14 protein-coding genes are annotated in these 16,670 nt (G+C 47.3%); 7 read left to right on the forward strand and 7 right to left on the reverse strand.

All coding sequences use genetic code 11. The features are described from left to right. Position 1: 1 nt before the first annotated feature. A complete protein-coding gene (locus AC5JBY_RS04870) occupies positions 2 to 2,236 on the reverse strand; it encodes a helix-turn-helix domain-containing protein (protein WP_495903436.1) in 2,235 nt (744 codons plus the stop codon). A 268-nt stretch (positions 2,237 to 2,504) separates the two neighbouring features. On the opposite strand from AC5JBY_RS04870, the gene AC5JBY_RS04875 reads away from it, so the two are divergent. Together AC5JBY_RS04875 and AC5JBY_RS04880 are read left to right on the forward strand one after the other, a co-directional pair. Next, entirely contained in the window at positions 2,505 to 4,916 is a 2,412-nt protein-coding gene (locus AC5JBY_RS04875; RefSeq protein ID WP_495903437.1) for an ATP-dependent helicase, read from the forward strand. A gap of 238 nt (positions 4,917 to 5,154) precedes the next feature. After that, entirely contained in the window at positions 5,155 to 5,943 is a 789-nt protein-coding gene (locus AC5JBY_RS04880) for a hypothetical protein (RefSeq protein ID WP_495903438.1), read from the forward strand. 363 nt (positions 5,944 to 6,306) lie between these two features. Here the strand turns inward: AC5JBY_RS04880 and AC5JBY_RS04885 are convergent, their stop codons facing one another. Both AC5JBY_RS04885 and AC5JBY_RS04890 read right to left on the reverse strand, forming a co-directional pair. After that, positions 6,307 to 7,041, reverse strand: coding sequence for a LytR/AlgR family response regulator transcription factor (locus AC5JBY_RS04885; protein WP_495903439.1), 735 nt, complete (start codon positions 7,039 to 7,041; stop codon positions 6,307 to 6,309). Next, a complete protein-coding gene (locus AC5JBY_RS04890) occupies positions 7,034 to 8,191 on the reverse strand; it encodes a sensor histidine kinase (RefSeq protein WP_495903440.1) in 1,158 nt (385 codons plus the stop codon). The genes AC5JBY_RS04885 and AC5JBY_RS04890 overlap by 8 nt, the downstream gene beginning before the upstream one ends. Before the next feature lie 116 nt (positions 8,192 to 8,307). Here AC5JBY_RS04890 and AC5JBY_RS04895 point away from each other — a divergent pair, with 116 nt between their 5' ends. Beyond that, complete coding sequence (locus AC5JBY_RS04895; RefSeq protein ID WP_495903441.1) at positions 8,308 to 9,336, forward strand: LLM class flavin-dependent oxidoreductase; 1,029 nt, start codon at positions 8,308 to 8,310, stop codon at positions 9,334 to 9,336. A 61-nt stretch (positions 9,337 to 9,397) separates the two neighbouring features. Here the strand turns inward: AC5JBY_RS04895 and AC5JBY_RS04900 are convergent, their stop codons facing one another. Continuing rightward, complete coding sequence (locus AC5JBY_RS04900) at positions 9,398 to 9,580, reverse strand: hypothetical protein (protein ID WP_495903442.1); 183 nt, start codon at positions 9,578 to 9,580, stop codon at positions 9,398 to 9,400. A gap of 117 nt (positions 9,581 to 9,697) precedes the next feature. On the opposite strand from AC5JBY_RS04900, the gene AC5JBY_RS04905 reads away from it, so the two are divergent. Next, positions 9,698 to 9,934 (forward strand): DUF3820 family protein, encoded by a 237-nt coding sequence (locus AC5JBY_RS04905; RefSeq protein WP_495903443.1) that lies wholly within the window; start codon positions 9,698 to 9,700, stop codon positions 9,932 to 9,934. Here AC5JBY_RS04905 and AC5JBY_RS04910 read toward each other — a convergent pair. After that, on the reverse strand, positions 9,931 to 10,146 hold the full coding sequence (locus tag AC5JBY_RS04910; protein ID WP_495903444.1) for a CsbD family protein: 216 nt from the start codon (positions 10,144 to 10,146) through the stop codon (positions 9,931 to 9,933). The genes AC5JBY_RS04905 and AC5JBY_RS04910 overlap by 4 nt on opposite strands. Before the next feature lie 144 nt (positions 10,147 to 10,290). Here AC5JBY_RS04910 and AC5JBY_RS04915 point away from each other — a divergent pair, with 144 nt between their 5' ends. Beyond that, entirely contained in the window at positions 10,291 to 13,200 is a 2,910-nt protein-coding gene (locus AC5JBY_RS04915) for a DEAD/DEAH box helicase (RefSeq protein WP_495903445.1), read from the forward strand. A 102-nt stretch (positions 13,201 to 13,302) separates the two neighbouring features. Here the strand turns inward: AC5JBY_RS04915 and AC5JBY_RS04920 are convergent, their stop codons facing one another. After that, positions 13,303 to 14,136 (reverse strand): endonuclease/exonuclease/phosphatase family protein, encoded by an 834-nt coding sequence (locus AC5JBY_RS04920; RefSeq protein WP_495903446.1) that lies wholly within the window; start codon positions 14,134 to 14,136, stop codon positions 13,303 to 13,305. Between the two features lie 270 nt (positions 14,137 to 14,406). On the opposite strand from AC5JBY_RS04920, the gene AC5JBY_RS04925 reads away from it, so the two are divergent. Both AC5JBY_RS04925 and AC5JBY_RS04930 read left to right on the forward strand, forming a co-directional pair. After that, positions 14,407 to 15,006 (forward strand): TetR/AcrR family transcriptional regulator, encoded by a 600-nt coding sequence (locus tag AC5JBY_RS04925; RefSeq protein ID WP_495903447.1) that lies wholly within the window; start codon positions 14,407 to 14,409, stop codon positions 15,004 to 15,006. Between the two features lie 65 nt (positions 15,007 to 15,071). Then, a complete protein-coding gene (locus AC5JBY_RS04930) occupies positions 15,072 to 15,563 on the forward strand; it encodes an acyl-CoA thioesterase (RefSeq protein WP_495903448.1) in 492 nt (163 codons plus the stop codon). A gap of 1 nt (position 15,564) precedes the next feature. On the opposite strand, the gene AC5JBY_RS04935 is transcribed toward AC5JBY_RS04930, so the two are convergent. Continuing rightward, on the reverse strand, positions 15,565 to 16,632 hold the full coding sequence (locus tag AC5JBY_RS04935; protein ID WP_495903449.1) for a sensor histidine kinase: 1,068 nt from the start codon (positions 16,630 to 16,632) through the stop codon (positions 15,565 to 15,567). Positions 16,633 to 16,670 lie beyond the last annotated feature (38 nt).

Below are 16,670 nucleotides of genomic sequence, written 5' to 3' on the forward strand. Positions count from 1 at the left end.
CTTATACCTTTTCTCTTTGCAACCAGTTACGGTATTGGATCACAATCCTTATTTCTCCATAAGAGAAAGCATCTCCTAATTTTCCTTTTATAGGAGATAGGGCATTGCCACCAATTTCTTCCAGCGCCTTCAGGATAGCTACCATTTTATGTTCCGGAACAAGGTCCTTGATATCTATTTCGCCGGTAGGTATGAAATGCGCAAGGTGGCCTTCAATAGTCCCTTGAGACATTCCTCTTTGTGTGGCTATATCCCCAATACTTTTTCCCTCTTTATATAATTGCAGGCTAATGAACTTGGTCTCTCCTTTTTTAGGCTTGCTTATCGATGTTGTTGTTTCCTCATTTACCTCTCCGGCTTCTTTCCGTTGGCTTTCCACTATTTGCAGCAAGTCATCAGCCTTAACTCCTTTTACTTGGGCATCGGCTATTTGTATGGCCTGTTGCAGTAAAAGTCTTTTCCTTTGGAATAGTAGTTTCAACTCTTGTAACTCCTTCACATATTTCTTTACCTTCTGCTTCACCTTCACCTCCTCGATATGTTGCTGAAGCAATCCATCAGTTTCCTCGAGGTTTTTAAGAAAATAACCCGTGGCAGCCTGCAATCGTTGTTGCAGAGCTACGTAACCATCGGTTTCTGCAGTCGTAACAAGCTGCTCCAACTGAGGGGTAAACTTACCGGCTATTGCTTGTTGATCATTTACCTTACCCAGCATAGTCCTGGCCCAGGCCACGGCAGCATTCTTTTCAGGGATCTGCCTTTCTTCATACCCTTCAAAATGAGTATCCCAGGCAGCAGTCAGCTTTGTCCAATCGAAGCACTGAACGATAAAGCGACCTAAGAACGCTTTTCTTTCCTCCTGTAATTGCTGTTGCAATACATCTGCGGCCAGTTCCGATTGAGTAAAAGCAATTACGCGCTCATCGGTACTGATACAGTGAGGTTGAATACGTGAATAAAGGATCATCCCTTCCATAGAAGTGAGCCGGCTCAGCGCTACATATACCTGCCCCGGCGCAAATGACTCGCCTGCGTCGATGATAGCCTTTTGAAAAGTAAGCCCCTGGCTCTTATGAATAGTGATGGCCCATGCCAGCCTGATGGGATATTGCTTAAAAGTCCCCAGCTCCTCCTCCTCGATGCGGTCCTTTTCTCTATCGTAATTGTAACGGATATTTTTCCAGGTCTCCTTTTCAATCTCCAGTTCAACGTCTTCACCCGGAAACGAAACAGTTATCTTGTCTTTTGAGATAGCTTGAATAGTAGCCAGCTTACCATTGTAATAACGCCTGAACTCACCCTTATCATTCTTGATAAACATGACCTGAGCGCCAACCTTCAGTAAAAGAGACATTTCAGCGGGCAAAGCCTTTTCATTGAACTCCCCTTTAACCTCTCCCTTGAATTCATATATCTCCCCTTGCAGTCGGGCCAGCTGATACTGATTGATTTTGTCAGCCTTATAATTATGCGAAGTAAGTGTGATGTAATGATCATCCTCGTCGGGCATGAAGCCGGGATAATAATGCTTGTGCAGCTCATAAAGATCATCCTCGCCCGCAATATTATTACGCAGGTTATTCAGGATCTCGATAAACGCAGCCTCATTCTGCCGGTATATCTTTTTCAGTTCAAGGTATACAGGCGGCGCTTCCTTGACCACCTGCGCATCAAAGAAAAAAGGACTGTTGTAATGATGCCGTAAAATACCGTCCCATTCGTTGTTATTCACTACAGGCGGTAATTGAAAAAGGTCACCAATATACAATACCTGCACCCCGCCAAAAGGAACCAGCGGTTGCCGGCGGAAGTGGCGAAGGATGGTGTCGATAGCATCGAGCATATCGGCCCGCACCATACTTACCTCATCGATGATCAGCAACTCCAGCTCGCGCAGCAATTCACGCTTGGCATTATTGAAGCGGATATTCTTGAATAAGCTATGTTGATCGGTAACCTCTGTAGAAGAATTGTTCCAGCCGCTTTGTTTCACGGGAATGAAAGGACCAAAAGGCAATTGGAAAAAAGAGTGCATGGTCACACCTCCTGCATTGATGGCTGCCACACCGGTAGGAGCTACAATAGCCATCTTTTTCGCACTGTTCTGCTGGATATACCGCAGGAAAGTCGTTTTACCGGTTCCTGCCTTTCCTGTCAGAAAAAGATGACGGTTCGTTTGATTCACAAACTGCGCCGCAAGCTGAAAATATTCATTCGAAATATCTGTACCCGACATACCAGCGCAATTTAGTCAATATGACCCCATCACCTCCCTTTTATCCGTAAAACGGTTAATCTTTAAGAACGCTCGCTCTGCGAGGGCTTGCAGCCTCGCAGCCCTATTCCCGGGCCTTTGGCTCGAAAAAAGTGAAAGGAATTTCAAAGGTCACAATCTGTGACCAGTCACCCATCTTTTAATAAGTTTTCCCCGTCCCCTCCTAATCCCCCGGTATAACGTAAATTGCAGGCTTGACCAACCCGTTCCGGGTGGTTATTAATCAATTATGCAAGACTATTTAAAAGAGTTGAACGAGCGGCAGCGCGAAGCTGTCATGCACCTCAAAGGCCCGTTGATGATTGTGGCTGGCGCCGGCAGTGGAAAAACCAAAGTACTTACCACCCGCATCGCCCACCTCATGAACTCAGGCGTGGACGCATTTAATATCCTGGCCCTCACCTTTACCAACAAGGCCGCCAAGGAAATGAAAGAGCGGATTGAAAAGATCCTCGGCAACTCCGAGGCCCGGAACCTATATGTAGGAACCTTTCATAGCGTGTTTGCCCGTATCCTGCGCAGCGAAGCACACCTCATGGGCTATCCCAATAGCTTTACCATTTATGATACAGACGATGCGAAAAGCGTGGTCAAGACGGTCGTTAATGAAATGAACCTCGACGATAAGCTTTATAAACCCTCCACGGTTTATAACCGCATCTCCAGTGCCAAGAACGCCCTGGTAGGACCGGTGGAATACGCTAACGATTACGCCATCCAGCAGGAAGACCTGCGTAGTAACCGTCCCGCTATTGCCCAGATTTATGATGCATATGTAAAGCGTTGCTTCAAGAACGGCGCCATGGACTTCGACGACCTGCTGCTGAAGTTCTATGAGCTGCTGAAAGGATTTCCGGAATCACTGAGCAAGTATCAGCGTAAGTTTAAATACATCCTGATCGATGAGTACCAGGATACCAACCCAGCCCAGTATGAGATCATCAAACTGCTGGGCGCTATGAATGAAAACGTCTGCGTGGTGGGCGATGATGCACAAAGTATCTATAGCTTCCGTGGCGCTACCATTCAGAACATCCTCCAGTTTCAAAAAGACTATGACGACGCCCATGTGGTAATGCTGGAGCAAAACTACCGCAGCTCCAAAAGCATCCTCAACGTTGCCAACGAAGTAATTAAAAATAACAAGGGACAGATTCCTAAATCCCTGTGGACAGATAACAAAGAAGGAGAAAAGATCAGGCTGGTACGCACCATGACTGATAACGATGAAGGAAAATATGTGGCAGATACCATACAGGAACAAAAACTGCGGAACCATTACAATAACCGCGACTTTGCAATCCTGTACCGTACCAACGCACAAAGCCGTGCATTTGAAGAAGCGCTGCGCCGGATGAACATACCCTACACGATGTTTGGCGGGACGAGCTTCTACAGCCGTAAAGAGATCAAGGACTTTGTAGCTTACCTGCGCATCATTGTCAACCCAAGAGATGAAGAAGCCCTGAAGCGCATCATCAACTTCCCGGCGCGGGGCATTGGTAAAACCACTGTTGATAAAGCTGTGTTGTTTGCCAATCAGAACAATGTCTCCATGTGGGAAGTACTGGTGAGAGCAAACGAAGCAGGCTTTAAAGGCAATACACTGGAGTCCATTGAGAACTTCGTAGTCATGATCCAGAGCTTTGCCAGCATGCTTAAGGTTAAAAACGCGTACGAAGTAGCAGTGCATGTGGGCAAGCAGACCAACATTGTAAAAGAACTGTTCAACGATAAAAGCACCGAAGGTGTTGCGCGATACGAGAATATCCAGGAGTTATTGAACTCCATTAAAGAATGGGTAGATACGCAGCAACAGCTGGCCCAGATCGATGAAGAAGGCACCATGCTGGAGACTTCTGAAAACGAGGCAGCCGGTACGGGTGAAATTACGTTGGGTGCTTACCTGCAGCAGATCACCCTGCTCACAGATGCTGATGATAAAGACCCCAATGCAGATACCGTGAAGTTGATGACCATCCACGCCGCTAAGGGGCTGGAGTTTGGTTGCGTGTTTGCTGCGGGCCTGGAAGAAATGCTATTTCCAAACGGATTGGCAGTTAACACCCGGGAAGAGTTGGAAGAAGAACGTCGCCTCTTTTATGTGGTGATCACACGCGCCAAGCAAAGACTGTGGATCACTTATGCCAATACACGCTATCGTTTTGGATCGTTGGTACAAAATGAGCCCAGCCGGTTTCTCGATGAGCTGCCCGAAGATTATCTCGATCGCAGCTATGCCGGTGGAGGATTCAGGAACCAGGGATTGTCAAATCGTAACAACACCAGCGCTTTCGACCGCATGAACGGTGGAGGTTGGGGTGCTGGTGGCGGCAGACAATCAGCTGCCGATGCTGAAAAGAAATATGGCGCGCCGCCCTCAAAGAAGCCTGCAGTTCCTTCATATGTAACACCTAAGCCACAAAATAAATCAGTAGACCATGTACCCAGTCCTGATTTCGTGGCAAGCGATACTTCCAGCCTGCAGGAAGGCCAAAAAGTAGAACACCAGAAATTTGGTTTTGGTGTGGTCACCAAGATGGAAGGCTCTGCACACAATCCTGTAGCCACCGTGAAATTCGAGCTGAACGGAGAAAAGAAAATCATGCTGAACTACGCCAAGCTGCGCATCATTCAATAGGCTATACTAATAAGATAATATAAAGAAAGGGAGTCGTCAACGGCTCCCTTTTGTTTTGAGTCCAAAGGGTGGGTCGCCTTTCAAAGGCGGCTCACCCTTTGTCTTTTAATTCGTGTAATTCGCCCCAATTCGTGTTTCGAAAGAACTTGTTAAATCACGCCCGACCACATAAACATGCGATTGCCCGCCGTAACACGCCAGCCTAATTTCGTTGTCATAAAATAAAAACCCTCGTGTTATGACAAAAGCAATGTGGGCAGTGGCGATTGGAACAGCTATGCTGGCAAGTTGCACTCCTTTTAAGATGGCAGTGAGCGATTCCTTAAAACAGGAACATGATGAATACACCGTTGCGGGACGGCAGGGAATACTCATCAAACAAAAAATGAGCTTTGGTGAATACTATACAACCGACATCAAGCGCTCCTGGACGAAAGGCGGTTCTTCTGGTTTCGGTATTGGAAAAGTAGGCCCCACTGCAGCCCAGTTCGAAAACCTCATTTCCATAGAATACATAAAACGCAAGCAAACGATCCGCTTTGAACTCTCCGATGGAAAACAAAACAGCCAGACATATTGCGTCACCAGGTTCAACGCCAAAGACCTGAGCATCGGCAAATATGATAACAGCATTTTGAACATTGGAATGGACCTGTTGGGCCTTGCCGGCTGGTCCGAAAGCACCTACTACGTACAGATCTATACCAAAGACAACGATCGTCCCTGGGAAATGCTGATCGACAACCAGGCCGCACATGCCCGCAGTAAGACATATACTGGCATGCTTACGCTTAGCAAAGACAAATATTACACAATAGTGCCCGTTACCCAGATGGAGAAAAACGGAAAGACAGGCACCGCCTTGGCAAATCTCGGATTTGAATTTCGTGATGCCTCCGGCAGAGCAATAGCCGCTGTTTCCTTGATCGATAAAGGCATGGTGTTCCTGGGAAAAACAAGTGCAGAAGAAAGGCTGCTACTGGCCAATGCCTGTACTGCGTTATTACTGCAAGAAGAAATTGGTTAAGAACGATTATTTAGTCAGGCCGCTCAAGCGGCCAGACTAAGTAAAATGTTGTCCTGAAAAGTATCGAAATTCCTGAAAGGGATAAGTTGTCCCGATTTATCCTACTTGGCAGGCTTTCGCCCTCCCCACTGTTGCACCCATTGACTGTTAGCACTACATTTGATTAACGACACTATTGATGACAATCAGACAGCAGAAGTGACAAAAAAGAAATTTCACAGCGAATGGCGAAAGACCGGGTGTAGGGCTGTAGTATAGCAGAAGTATGTCAACGCTATGTCAGAAGTATAGATAGTGTATTCAAATAGTGGAGTTGACTAAAAAGTGCAGTTTTCACCAAAAACAGCAGGGAAGTTGGCACCCTCAACCCAACATCTTCATTACCCCATTCCTATACAACTTACCAATAGGAATTTCTGCTTTGTCAATCTCAATAAGCTCGTTAGTGTAGGAGCGTATCTTATCGATAGCAACAATGAAAGAACGATGCGTGCGTACAAATAGCTTTTCCGATAACATCGCCTCTACGGAAGTGATAGATTGCTTGGTAATGATCACACCGCCGGAAGTAACGATCTTCACATAATCCTTCATGCTTTCGATGTACAAAATTTCATGCAACATTACCTTCTGCATCTTGCGGTCGGCACGGAAATAAACAAAAGATTCATTCTTCTTTTCTTCCGGAATAGGCGATGCCACAAAAGCTGCAACTGTATCTGTCTGCTGACTTCCCAACGGAAACGCCTTGTTAACTGCTTTCAGGAACCGGTCGAAGCGGACCGGCTTCAGCAAATAATCCACTACGTCCAGCTCATAACCTTCAAGCGCGTATTCCGGATAAGCTGTAGTGAAAATAACTTTGGGAGGATTCTTGAGTGTTTTTAAGAAGGTAGTGCCATCCAGCTGAGGCATCCTGATATCGAGAAAAATAAGATCAACTGCTTGTTGTTGCAAAGCCGCCAGTGCCTGTACGGCATTGGAGCATTCCCCAACCAATTGAAGAGTGGGAACATCTTGTACATACCGCCTGATCACCTCGCGGGCCGGCGGCTCATCATCTACGATAAGGCATCGTATGGTCTTTAACTCAGTCATGCGTTGTCAATACAAAAGTAGGCTCTTCCTTCTTGCGCGTTGTGTTAAGTCTTTCCAATTGCAACGACAAGTTCACCACAAAAACCTCTTCCTCGTTCATGATCTTCAACACATGCTTGCCGGGGTATAGTAATTCCAGACGCTTACGAACATTATGAATACCAATCCCGAAAGAAGCTTGTTGATCATTGGGCTCTTTAGGCTTACCATTCATAAGCCGCACCTCCATCACATCTTCTTTCAGGCTTACCTGCATCGACAGCCAGGGTTGCTCCAGCATATTGCTGGTGCCATGCTTAAAACAGTTTTCTACCAGTGGCAACAACAACAAAGGCGCTATATGCAGGTTGTTGGTTTCGGTTGGAAAATCGAGATGAATATCGAACTGCTCATCATACCGTATTTTCTCCAGCGTAATATAGTCCCTGATGAGTGTAAGCTCTTTGGACAACGGCACCAGAGGCTGGTTACATTCATACAGCATGAAGCGCAGCATGTCCGAAAGACCCATCACCAATTGTGAAGCTACCGGTGCCACACCCTGCGTATGAGAGTAAATATTGTTCAGTGTATTAAATAAGAAATGCGGATGCACCTGCGCCTTCAACAATTGCAGCTGCGACTCTGCATTCTCCTTCTGCAATTGCAGGTTACGTTGCTCTTTGATATACCAATGCTTCATCAATTTGATCGCCGCCGCAAGGCCACCAATGGTGATGCCACCTCGTAAACCTGCCAGCAAACCCAGGAAAAAAGGATACCGGCTATCTGGAAGTTTAAAATCAGCCCAGAATGGAAATACAAAACGCAAGACAGGGCCGAGTACAAACATAGACAGAAGCGACGAGATGGCTGCAGTAACAAGGAAAGCAACCAATACCCAGAAGCCCGTGAGCAGGTACCTGTTTTTTAAAAGGTATCGTGGCAACACGAAATACATCAACGTATACGATAAGAAAATATGAGCCACTAAGAAGACGGCCGACTCGACCAGCGATACCGGAAGCCGTTGAATATAAGTAAGACCAAACCGCGCAGGCGTAAAAGCATATAGAAATCCCTGAAATATCCACCAGAACAGCCAGAACGCCACGTGACGCCTGATACGGTACCTGGGCTCATTGGAAAATATGAAGGGATATTTATTCATATACACACTTACACCCTAAAGATACGCCGGCTTTTACCGACGAGCCATCTCCGCGTCGCCATAAACGTCCTTTTAGTCGACAAACATTTTTAGTCCTCAGCTGTTATTTACCTACTATGTCATTGCAATTAAGTGTATTAGATCAAACCCCCATCCGCCGCGGCAGCAACGCGGTAGAATCCCTGCAGGAGTCCGTACAACTGGCCCGTCTGGCAGATCGCCTGGGATATACCCGCTACTGGCTGTCGGAACACCATAATTCCGCTACCTTGGCGATGGCCGCACCCGAAATATTGATCGCCCGCCTCGCGAGCGAAACCAATTATATCCGCTTTGGTTCCGGAGGCATTATGCTGCCCAACCACAGCGCCATGAAAGTGGCCGAGAACTTCCGCCTCCTCGAAGCACTTTATCCCAATCGCATTGATTTAGGATTAGGCCGGGCGCCCGGTGGCGACCGTGTTTCGGCACGCCTGCTCAACCCTTCCAACTCCTTTGATCCGCAGGAATATATCCGGCAGATCAGGGACCTCCAGGATTTCCTGACCGAAACACCCGGCGAAGGCAATGCAGAAGGCATGGTGAAAGCAATACCCACGATCGATACGGTACCGGAACTGTGGATGCTTACCTCCAGCGGAGAGAGCGGCTACCTCGCAGCCCATGCGGGCATGGCCCTGTCCTATGCGCAATTCATCAATCCGGTTGGCGGAGCTTCAGCCGTAGCGAATTACAGGAAACGTTTTCAACCCTCAGAGGCGTTGGCTACTCCCAAAGCCAATGTGGGCATCTTTGCCTTTTGCTCCGATAATGAGCGGAAGGTGGAAGAAGTACAGGCCGTGATGGATTACCGCCTGCTGAGTTTTGAAAAAGGTAAGTTCAATGATATACCCACATATGAAATTGCAAAAGCCTACAATTATACACCAGCTGAATGGCAACGTGTACTATTCAACCGGGCCCGCATGATCGTTGGTACGCCTGATGTGGTAAAAGAAAAAGTAACCGCGCTGGCTGCTGAGTTCGATGTGGAAGAAGTGGTGATCGCTACATTTGCAGAAGAGGCGGAAGATAGATTCCGTAGCTATGAACTGTTCTCGGAGATTTTTGAACTGGCTGAAAGACAAACCCGGCAATTCGCCTGAGTATAACTGAATACAAGAACAGGAAACAGGAATAGTACATTCCCGTTTCCTGTTTTTATTTTTATCCTGCCTTCCTCGGAGTGGTATTTGCGTTACCACCCTTTTTACCGGAAGTAAATGTCTTGCTGGGGATCATGGAAGATCCTTTTGATTGACCGGATGATGATGTACTTTTGACCACCATGCCGGAAAGAGGTTGCGCCTTATTAGGCGATTTACCCTTCTTGGATTTTGACTTACTCATACTATAAAAACTTGTTGTTATTGTAAACTAATAAATTATACAACAACAACGTGGATTTGGTTCAGATATTTTTTGACACCTGTAGTATGATTCTAAAATATTTAACACCTGCAAAACATGCATACAGAGGCACTGCAACCCAACGGAGAACTGTTGATACAACTGGTAACCATGAAAATGCCTTTCGGTAAATACAAAGACACAATACTGTGCGATCTGCCCGTTTCTTACCTCGAATGGTTCCAGCGCAAAGGCTTCCCCAAAGGCAAGCTGGGTATGCTGCTGCAAACGATGTACGAGATCAGGCTAAACGGCCTTGTATACCTGCTGGAACCCTTGAAGAAAAAACATTAAGATGCCACATCCTTGTTGTAAGAAATACTCTCAATAAACTGTTTCACCTCCTCCTTACTTCTCTTCATCTTCTTGGCCAACTTTTCCAGCAAAGCATCCTCCTGGCCGGGCTCATAAACAAGATCTTCATCGGTAAGACCAATGTTCCGCTCCTTGATTTTTTCCTTTACTTCCTCCCAGGAAGCGTGTAAGGTAAGTTTAGTTGTTTCCATACAATCTTGTATGCAATCCCCAGGCCACCCAATTGGCTGTTTTTCAATCGCTAATAGCAAATGCCTGAAAGCTGACACCGTTGCACCCAATGTGCATAACCCATCCTTGTCCCATCAGAAAGTTTTTATCAAATTGCGGCGGATATGGAGAATCAAAAGCCGGCACAGAAGACGATCATTATCACCGAACAATACAAGAAACCACTGGAAATTTCCGGGTTGCTCCTGAACTTGGACCCCCGCAAACACGTGGGTTTTTATGTGGAAGCCGTTGCGCTCAAAGATCCCAAACAACCCCAAAGCATCACTAAGCAACCCTTGCTGGATAAAGTAGCGGTCAAAGGCCTCCGGCCTACACCCTATGTGCTACAAGGCATCCTGAAACAACTTACCGGAATCTCGGCAAAACAGGAACAGGAGAAATGGCAACAGCGCTACCAGGAAGACGCCATCACCGGCGTTGATCAGGACACCTTCGTGCGGCACAAAATGTTCCGCTATTTCTACCAGGCGCTCCAGGATGTAAAGCCCTTTTCCTCCCTGCTGAAATGGTACTACGAAGCACCCGATGAAATGCTGAGCACGACCAAAGTGGTGAAGCCCGGAAGCGTCAGCAACTACAGCCCGGTTATCTCCCTGCAATTGATTCGCACGCCAGCCGAAGTAATGCGCATGTTGGTACAAGTAAAGATCAATGACTATTTATACTCTCTCACCGATTTCAAACGTCACGGTTTCCTGCTGCGCGATAAGAATGAATTCTTCCTGCTGCGCCCTGAAGATGCAGCACTGGTAGAACGATATCCCGAAGGTTATTTGGATATTCCCGCTACAGGCGAAGAAAGCTTTATACAAAAGCAGTTGCCGGTATTGGAACAACAATACCCGGTAGACCGCACCATGCTGCAAAAGCTGGAAACAATTGCCGTTTCCCCACAATGCCGCATACACCTCAGCGAACTGAACCGCAGCTTCCTCATGATCCGCGCACGCTGGCAGTACGGCGATTTTGAGTTGGACAACGCCACTGCAGCCACAGAAGAGATCAATACACCCGAAGGCCGCTACAGCATTGTAAAGGATTTCAACACAGAAAAAGAAACACTCGATTTTATACAGGCGCAGCACAAGAAGTTTAGCCAGCAGAACAACGGCTACTTCTACCTGCCCTTTGCCGATGCAGAAAAGAGCCAGTGGTTTGTAAAGTTCTACCGGAAACTCAATGATCGCAATATACCAGTTTATGGCATGGAGTCCATGGAGCACTTCCGCTACAATGCCAATCCACCTGTGATTGAGTTTATACAAAAAGGCAAGAGCATCGACTGGTTCGATCTTACAGTGCATATTTCCTACGGCGATCAGACGATCTCACTGCTGGAACTGCAGAAAGCAATACAGAACAAGCAACCCTTTGTACTGCTGAAAGATGGAACATTAGGCGAGATACCGGAAGAATGGCAGGCACAGTTTGGATTGCTGTTGCAGATGGGAGAGATCGAAAAAGATAGATTGCGTTTATCCAAACTACACTGGACACTCACAGAAGACCTCGCGAAGAATGGTCAGCTCACAGTGCAGGGCAATGTAGAAACGAGCCGTCAGAAATGGGAGCGTCTGCAGCAAACACCCAACGCCTTTGCTGTCCCTTCCGCCATCAGGGCCACGTTGCGCGATTACCAGCAGGCTGGCTTTAACTGGTTCTGCATGCTCGATGAAATGCAGTGGGGCGGCTGCCTCGCCGATGACATGGGTCTTGGTAAAACCCTGCAAACAATTTCTTTCCTGCAACATGTACATGAGAAATACCCGGACGAAACACACCTGGTGATTTGTCCCACCTCACTCATGTACAATTGGGAAAATGAGCTAAAGAAATTTGCGCCGGAGTTGAAATACTTTATCTACCACGGCAGCGAAAGAAAATCGGCAGACTGGAAAAATTATGACATCATCATAAGCAGCTACGGCAGTGTGCGGAACGATATAGAAACGATCAGGGAATTTACCTTTGGCTACATCGTCCTCGATGAAAGCCAGGTGATCAAGAACCCTTCTTCACAGGTTGCTGCCGCCATGATGCAACTGCAAAGCCGCAACCGGCTTATCCTCAGCGGTACGCCTATCCAAAACAATACATTCGATCTATACGCCCAAATGCAGTTCGCAAATCCCGGCCTCCTGGGCAGCCACAACTTCTTTAAAACAAACTTTGCAGTGCCGGTTGATAAATACGGCGATGCAGAGAAAACCCGGCAACTGCGCAAACTGATCTATCCCTTCCTCTTGCGCAGGACAAAAGAGCAGGTAGCCAAAGACCTACCGGCCAAAACAGAGATTACCCTCTGGTGCGAAATGGGCGAAGAGCAGCGCCGTGTATACGATGAGATCAAGAACTATTACCGGGAGAACCTGCTGGAACGCATTCAGCAGGAAGGTATGGGCAGCAATACGATATTGGTGTTGGAAGGCCTGACCCGTTTGCGCCAGGTATGCAACGCCCCTAAGTTGCTCAACGGTGGTAATAACAACTATACCGATGAATCAGTGAAGCTGGAAGAATTGCTGCGCGAGATAGAGAACAATACGGGCCGCCACAAAGCATTGGTGTTTTCTCAGTTCACCGGTATGCTCCAGCTGATTGCCAACGCCATGAAAGAGCGCGGCATTCCCTTCCTCTACCTCGATGGCAGCACCAAGGCTATTGATAGACAGGGGCTGGTAGAGCAATTCCAGACAGATGAAAACTTGCCGGTATTCCTCATCAGTCTCAAAGCAGGTGGCGTGGGCTTAACCCTTACCGCCGCCGACTATGTATACCTCGTCGATCCCTGGTGGAACCCTGCTGCCGAGCAACAGGCCATTGATCGTACACACCGCATCGGCCAGCAAAACAAAGTATTTGCTTACAAAATGATCTGTAAAGACTCAGTCGAAGAAAAGATACTGGCACTGCAGCAACGCAAAAAAGCCCTCGCAGAAGAACTGATCACGGAAGATACCGGCTTTGTGAAGAACATGACCGCCGAAGACGTGGACTTCCTGTTCAGCTAATACATCCTACTAATGATTAGAGGTGACACCTTTCCAAAAGGTGTCACCTCTAATCATGAATACAGTTCAGTCGTATGCCAAGCAAACGCTCCTCACTCCTCACTATTTCAACGTCACATCCGCCACGATCGGGAAGTGATCCGAAGGATATTTACCGAAATAGCTATCGGTAAGGATACCCCACCTCTTCACAGAAAATTGTTTGGTCACAAAAATGTGATCGATGATATCAGTACTGCTCGGCACCCTGAAGCTATTGAAAGAACCGTTGTTGGCGTAGGGTGATTTCACCAGTCTGTAGGTGTCGAACAGCACATTTGAATTAGCAATAAGTTTATACCATTCGCTGCCGTGATTGCCATTGAAGTCGCCTGTCAGGAGAGCGGGGTTAGCGCCGGCAATCGTCTTGATCTTTTCCAGAATGAGCTTGCTGCTTTCCTGGCGTGCCTTTACCCCCTGATGATCGTAATGCACGTTGAAAACATAGAACTTCTTTTTGCTCTTCACATCCTGCAGCTGAACCCAGGAGCAGATCCTGTTAAGACGAGCATCCCAACCAGGTCCGGGCTTTTCCGGAGTTTCTGACAGCCAGAAATCACCCTTGCCCAGCAGCTTGTATTTGTCTTTCTTGTAAAAGATGGCAGAGTGCTCACCCTTAGCCTGACCGTCATCACGTCCCAAACCATACCAGGCATACTCGGGCAGGTTGGCGCTGAGACTGTCAATTTGATGGCGTAACGCTTCCTGCGTACCAAAAATGTCGAAATCATGGAAGCTTACCAGCGCTTTGATAACGGGATAGCGGTTTACCCAAAGATTACTACTGTCCCCTTTGTTGTCATAACGAACATTGTAAGTAGCGATGCGAATATCCTGTGCATGCGATGCTGCGGTAAATAATACCACCAGGCAGATGATTGAATAGATGCGTTTCATGAGCGTCTAAGCTTGAGAAATTAGTTAATCAGTTGATAGTTAATAGAACAGTGCAAACATAACGCAACCTGTGAACTTAACAGCCTATACCCGGTCATCCGGTATTGGTCAGGGGATTAAATCATTGTTAACCACTTGGAATAAGCCCGCCACACGAAGATCGCTAAGAGGTGACACCTTTCGCCGGCGACGCAAACGAAGGTGTCACCTCTGAAAAAGGAGGGAAAAAAATACTTGCCAAATTAGACCAATCGGTCTAATTTTGTCCCCATGGCTACCAAAGCAGAGAAGACACGGGAGTATATTATTGAAAAAGCGGCGCCGCTTTTCAATAAGCGGGGCTATGCCGGCACCTCCATGAACGACATCATGGAAGCAACGGGCCTGGCCAAAGGTGGCCTGTACGGCAACTTTAAAAACAAAGATGAGATTGCGGCCGCAGCCTTCGAATATTCCTACCAGCGTCTGAAAGAAGACATCGGTGCGCGGGTCGGGCCAAAGAAAACAGCCATAGAAAAGTTGTACGCCATTTTACAGTATTACCGGAACTACACCGTAAACCCACCCATTGAAGGCGGCTGTCCGCTCATGAATACAGGCTTGGATGCTGACGACAGCTACCCTTTCCTGAAAAAGAAAGCCAGAGAAGCCTTGTTGGAAATGCTCCATTCTTTACAAAGAATCTTGAAAAAAGGGGTCGATAATGGCGAAATAAAGCCCGAAATCGACATAAAAAAGGAAGCAGAGATCATTTACGCGCAGATCGAAGGCGGGATTATGATGGCAAAAGTGTCGGACGATGTGTCGATGCTGAACCGCATGCTGGACAACCTGAAAGAGTATATGAAAGACCGCTATATCCTGGAATAAGAATTTTTTTTGCCCATAAAAAGACCAATCGGTCTAAAATAACAACTCAAATACAAGTATCAACCATGGAATTACAAAGCACTTACCGGGTACGTTTCAATGACTGCGACCCGCTTGGCCACCTTAACAATGCACGGTATATCGACTACATGCTCAATGCCCGGGAGGATCATTTGGGCCAGTTTTACCAGGTTAGCCTTCCCCAATTTCACCGGCAGGGACTTGCCTGGGTGGTAAAGACCCACGAGATCCAATACCTCCGGCCCGCTTATTACAATGAACAGGTAACGATCGTTTCACGGCTTATCGAGTTGACCGAAGCCTACCTGCTGGTAGAAATGCTGATGTACGACGAAAAAAAGCAATCCCTCAAGGCCGTAATGTGGACCAACTTCACCTGTATCGACCCACAAACTGGGAAACGGAAGAACCATACACCCGAGTTTATGGAGCTGGCCCGTATCATGGACCTGCACACGGTTGATCTCGCAGCCGGTCTGTCTGAAAGAGTAAAACAATTACAGGCCGAGTTGAAGACAGGCGCTGCGGCAGCCTGATCTATATAGTGAAGTTTACCTGGAGGCGGCATCCCTGGCTGGGTGCCGAATGGATATCGACCTGCCCACTGAATATTTCAGCCCGGTTGATAATATTGGTGATGCCGATGCCCATGCGTTTTTGGTGAACGTCGAAGCCCTTACCGTCATCTTCCACGCTAAGGCTTAACGTACTATCCTGCTGATGTATCGTAATAGTGATATTTGTTGCTTCTGCGTGTGTGAGGATATTGTTGAGCTGTTCTTGGATGATGCGGAACAAGGCCATCTTGAACTTATCGTCCAGCTTGTTTTCATCAGGTAGAGAGAAGTTGACCCAGACATTGAAGCGGCCACCGATGCGAACACTTTCCAGCAGGTTCTCGATAGAAAGCTGCAGCCCGATTTCCCGCTCATATGCCTGGATGAGCGACTTCGACAATTCCCTGAGTTCCGCAATAGCGGTGCAGATCATGTCTTCTGCACGCCGGATCATATGATGTTCTGCCGCCACATTCTCTCTCCCATATTCCAGGCACACCTTGGCAGTACTTAATAACTGCTTCACGTTGTCGTGCAGTTCCCGGCCAATATGGGCCCTTTCTCTTTCCTGCGCTTCGATAGCCGCCTGCATGATCTCCTTCTGCCTGTTGATCTTTTCCTCCATTAACTGGTGGCGCAATACTTCCGATTCCTCGATCAGCCGCTCCGTATTCTTCCGCTCACTTACATCCCGGAAATTACACACGATGCCATTCACCCCTTCCGTTGCGAGCATATTGGTGACGATCCCTTCCACCCAGATCATCCGGTTATCCTTGGCATAAGCCCGGGATTGAACAGGGATAGATACTCCGGGACTGTTTAATACTTCAAAAAACTTCTCTGTCAGCTCCGGTATGTCATCAGGATAAATATAATCGAAAGCGCTGGCGCCGGTAAGCTCGGTCAGTGCGGTGCCAAAGTGTTTTTCTATCGAGGGGCTGCCATATACGATATTGCCGGTATTGTCGATCACGATAATAATATCCGTGCTGTTCTCGATCAGCGAGCGAAACCACGTTTCACTCTCCTGCCATTTGAGATCCATTGTCACAGAGTTGGGAGCAATTTGCATAGAACAGGCAT

The organism is Paraflavitalea sp., assembly GCF_059502485.1.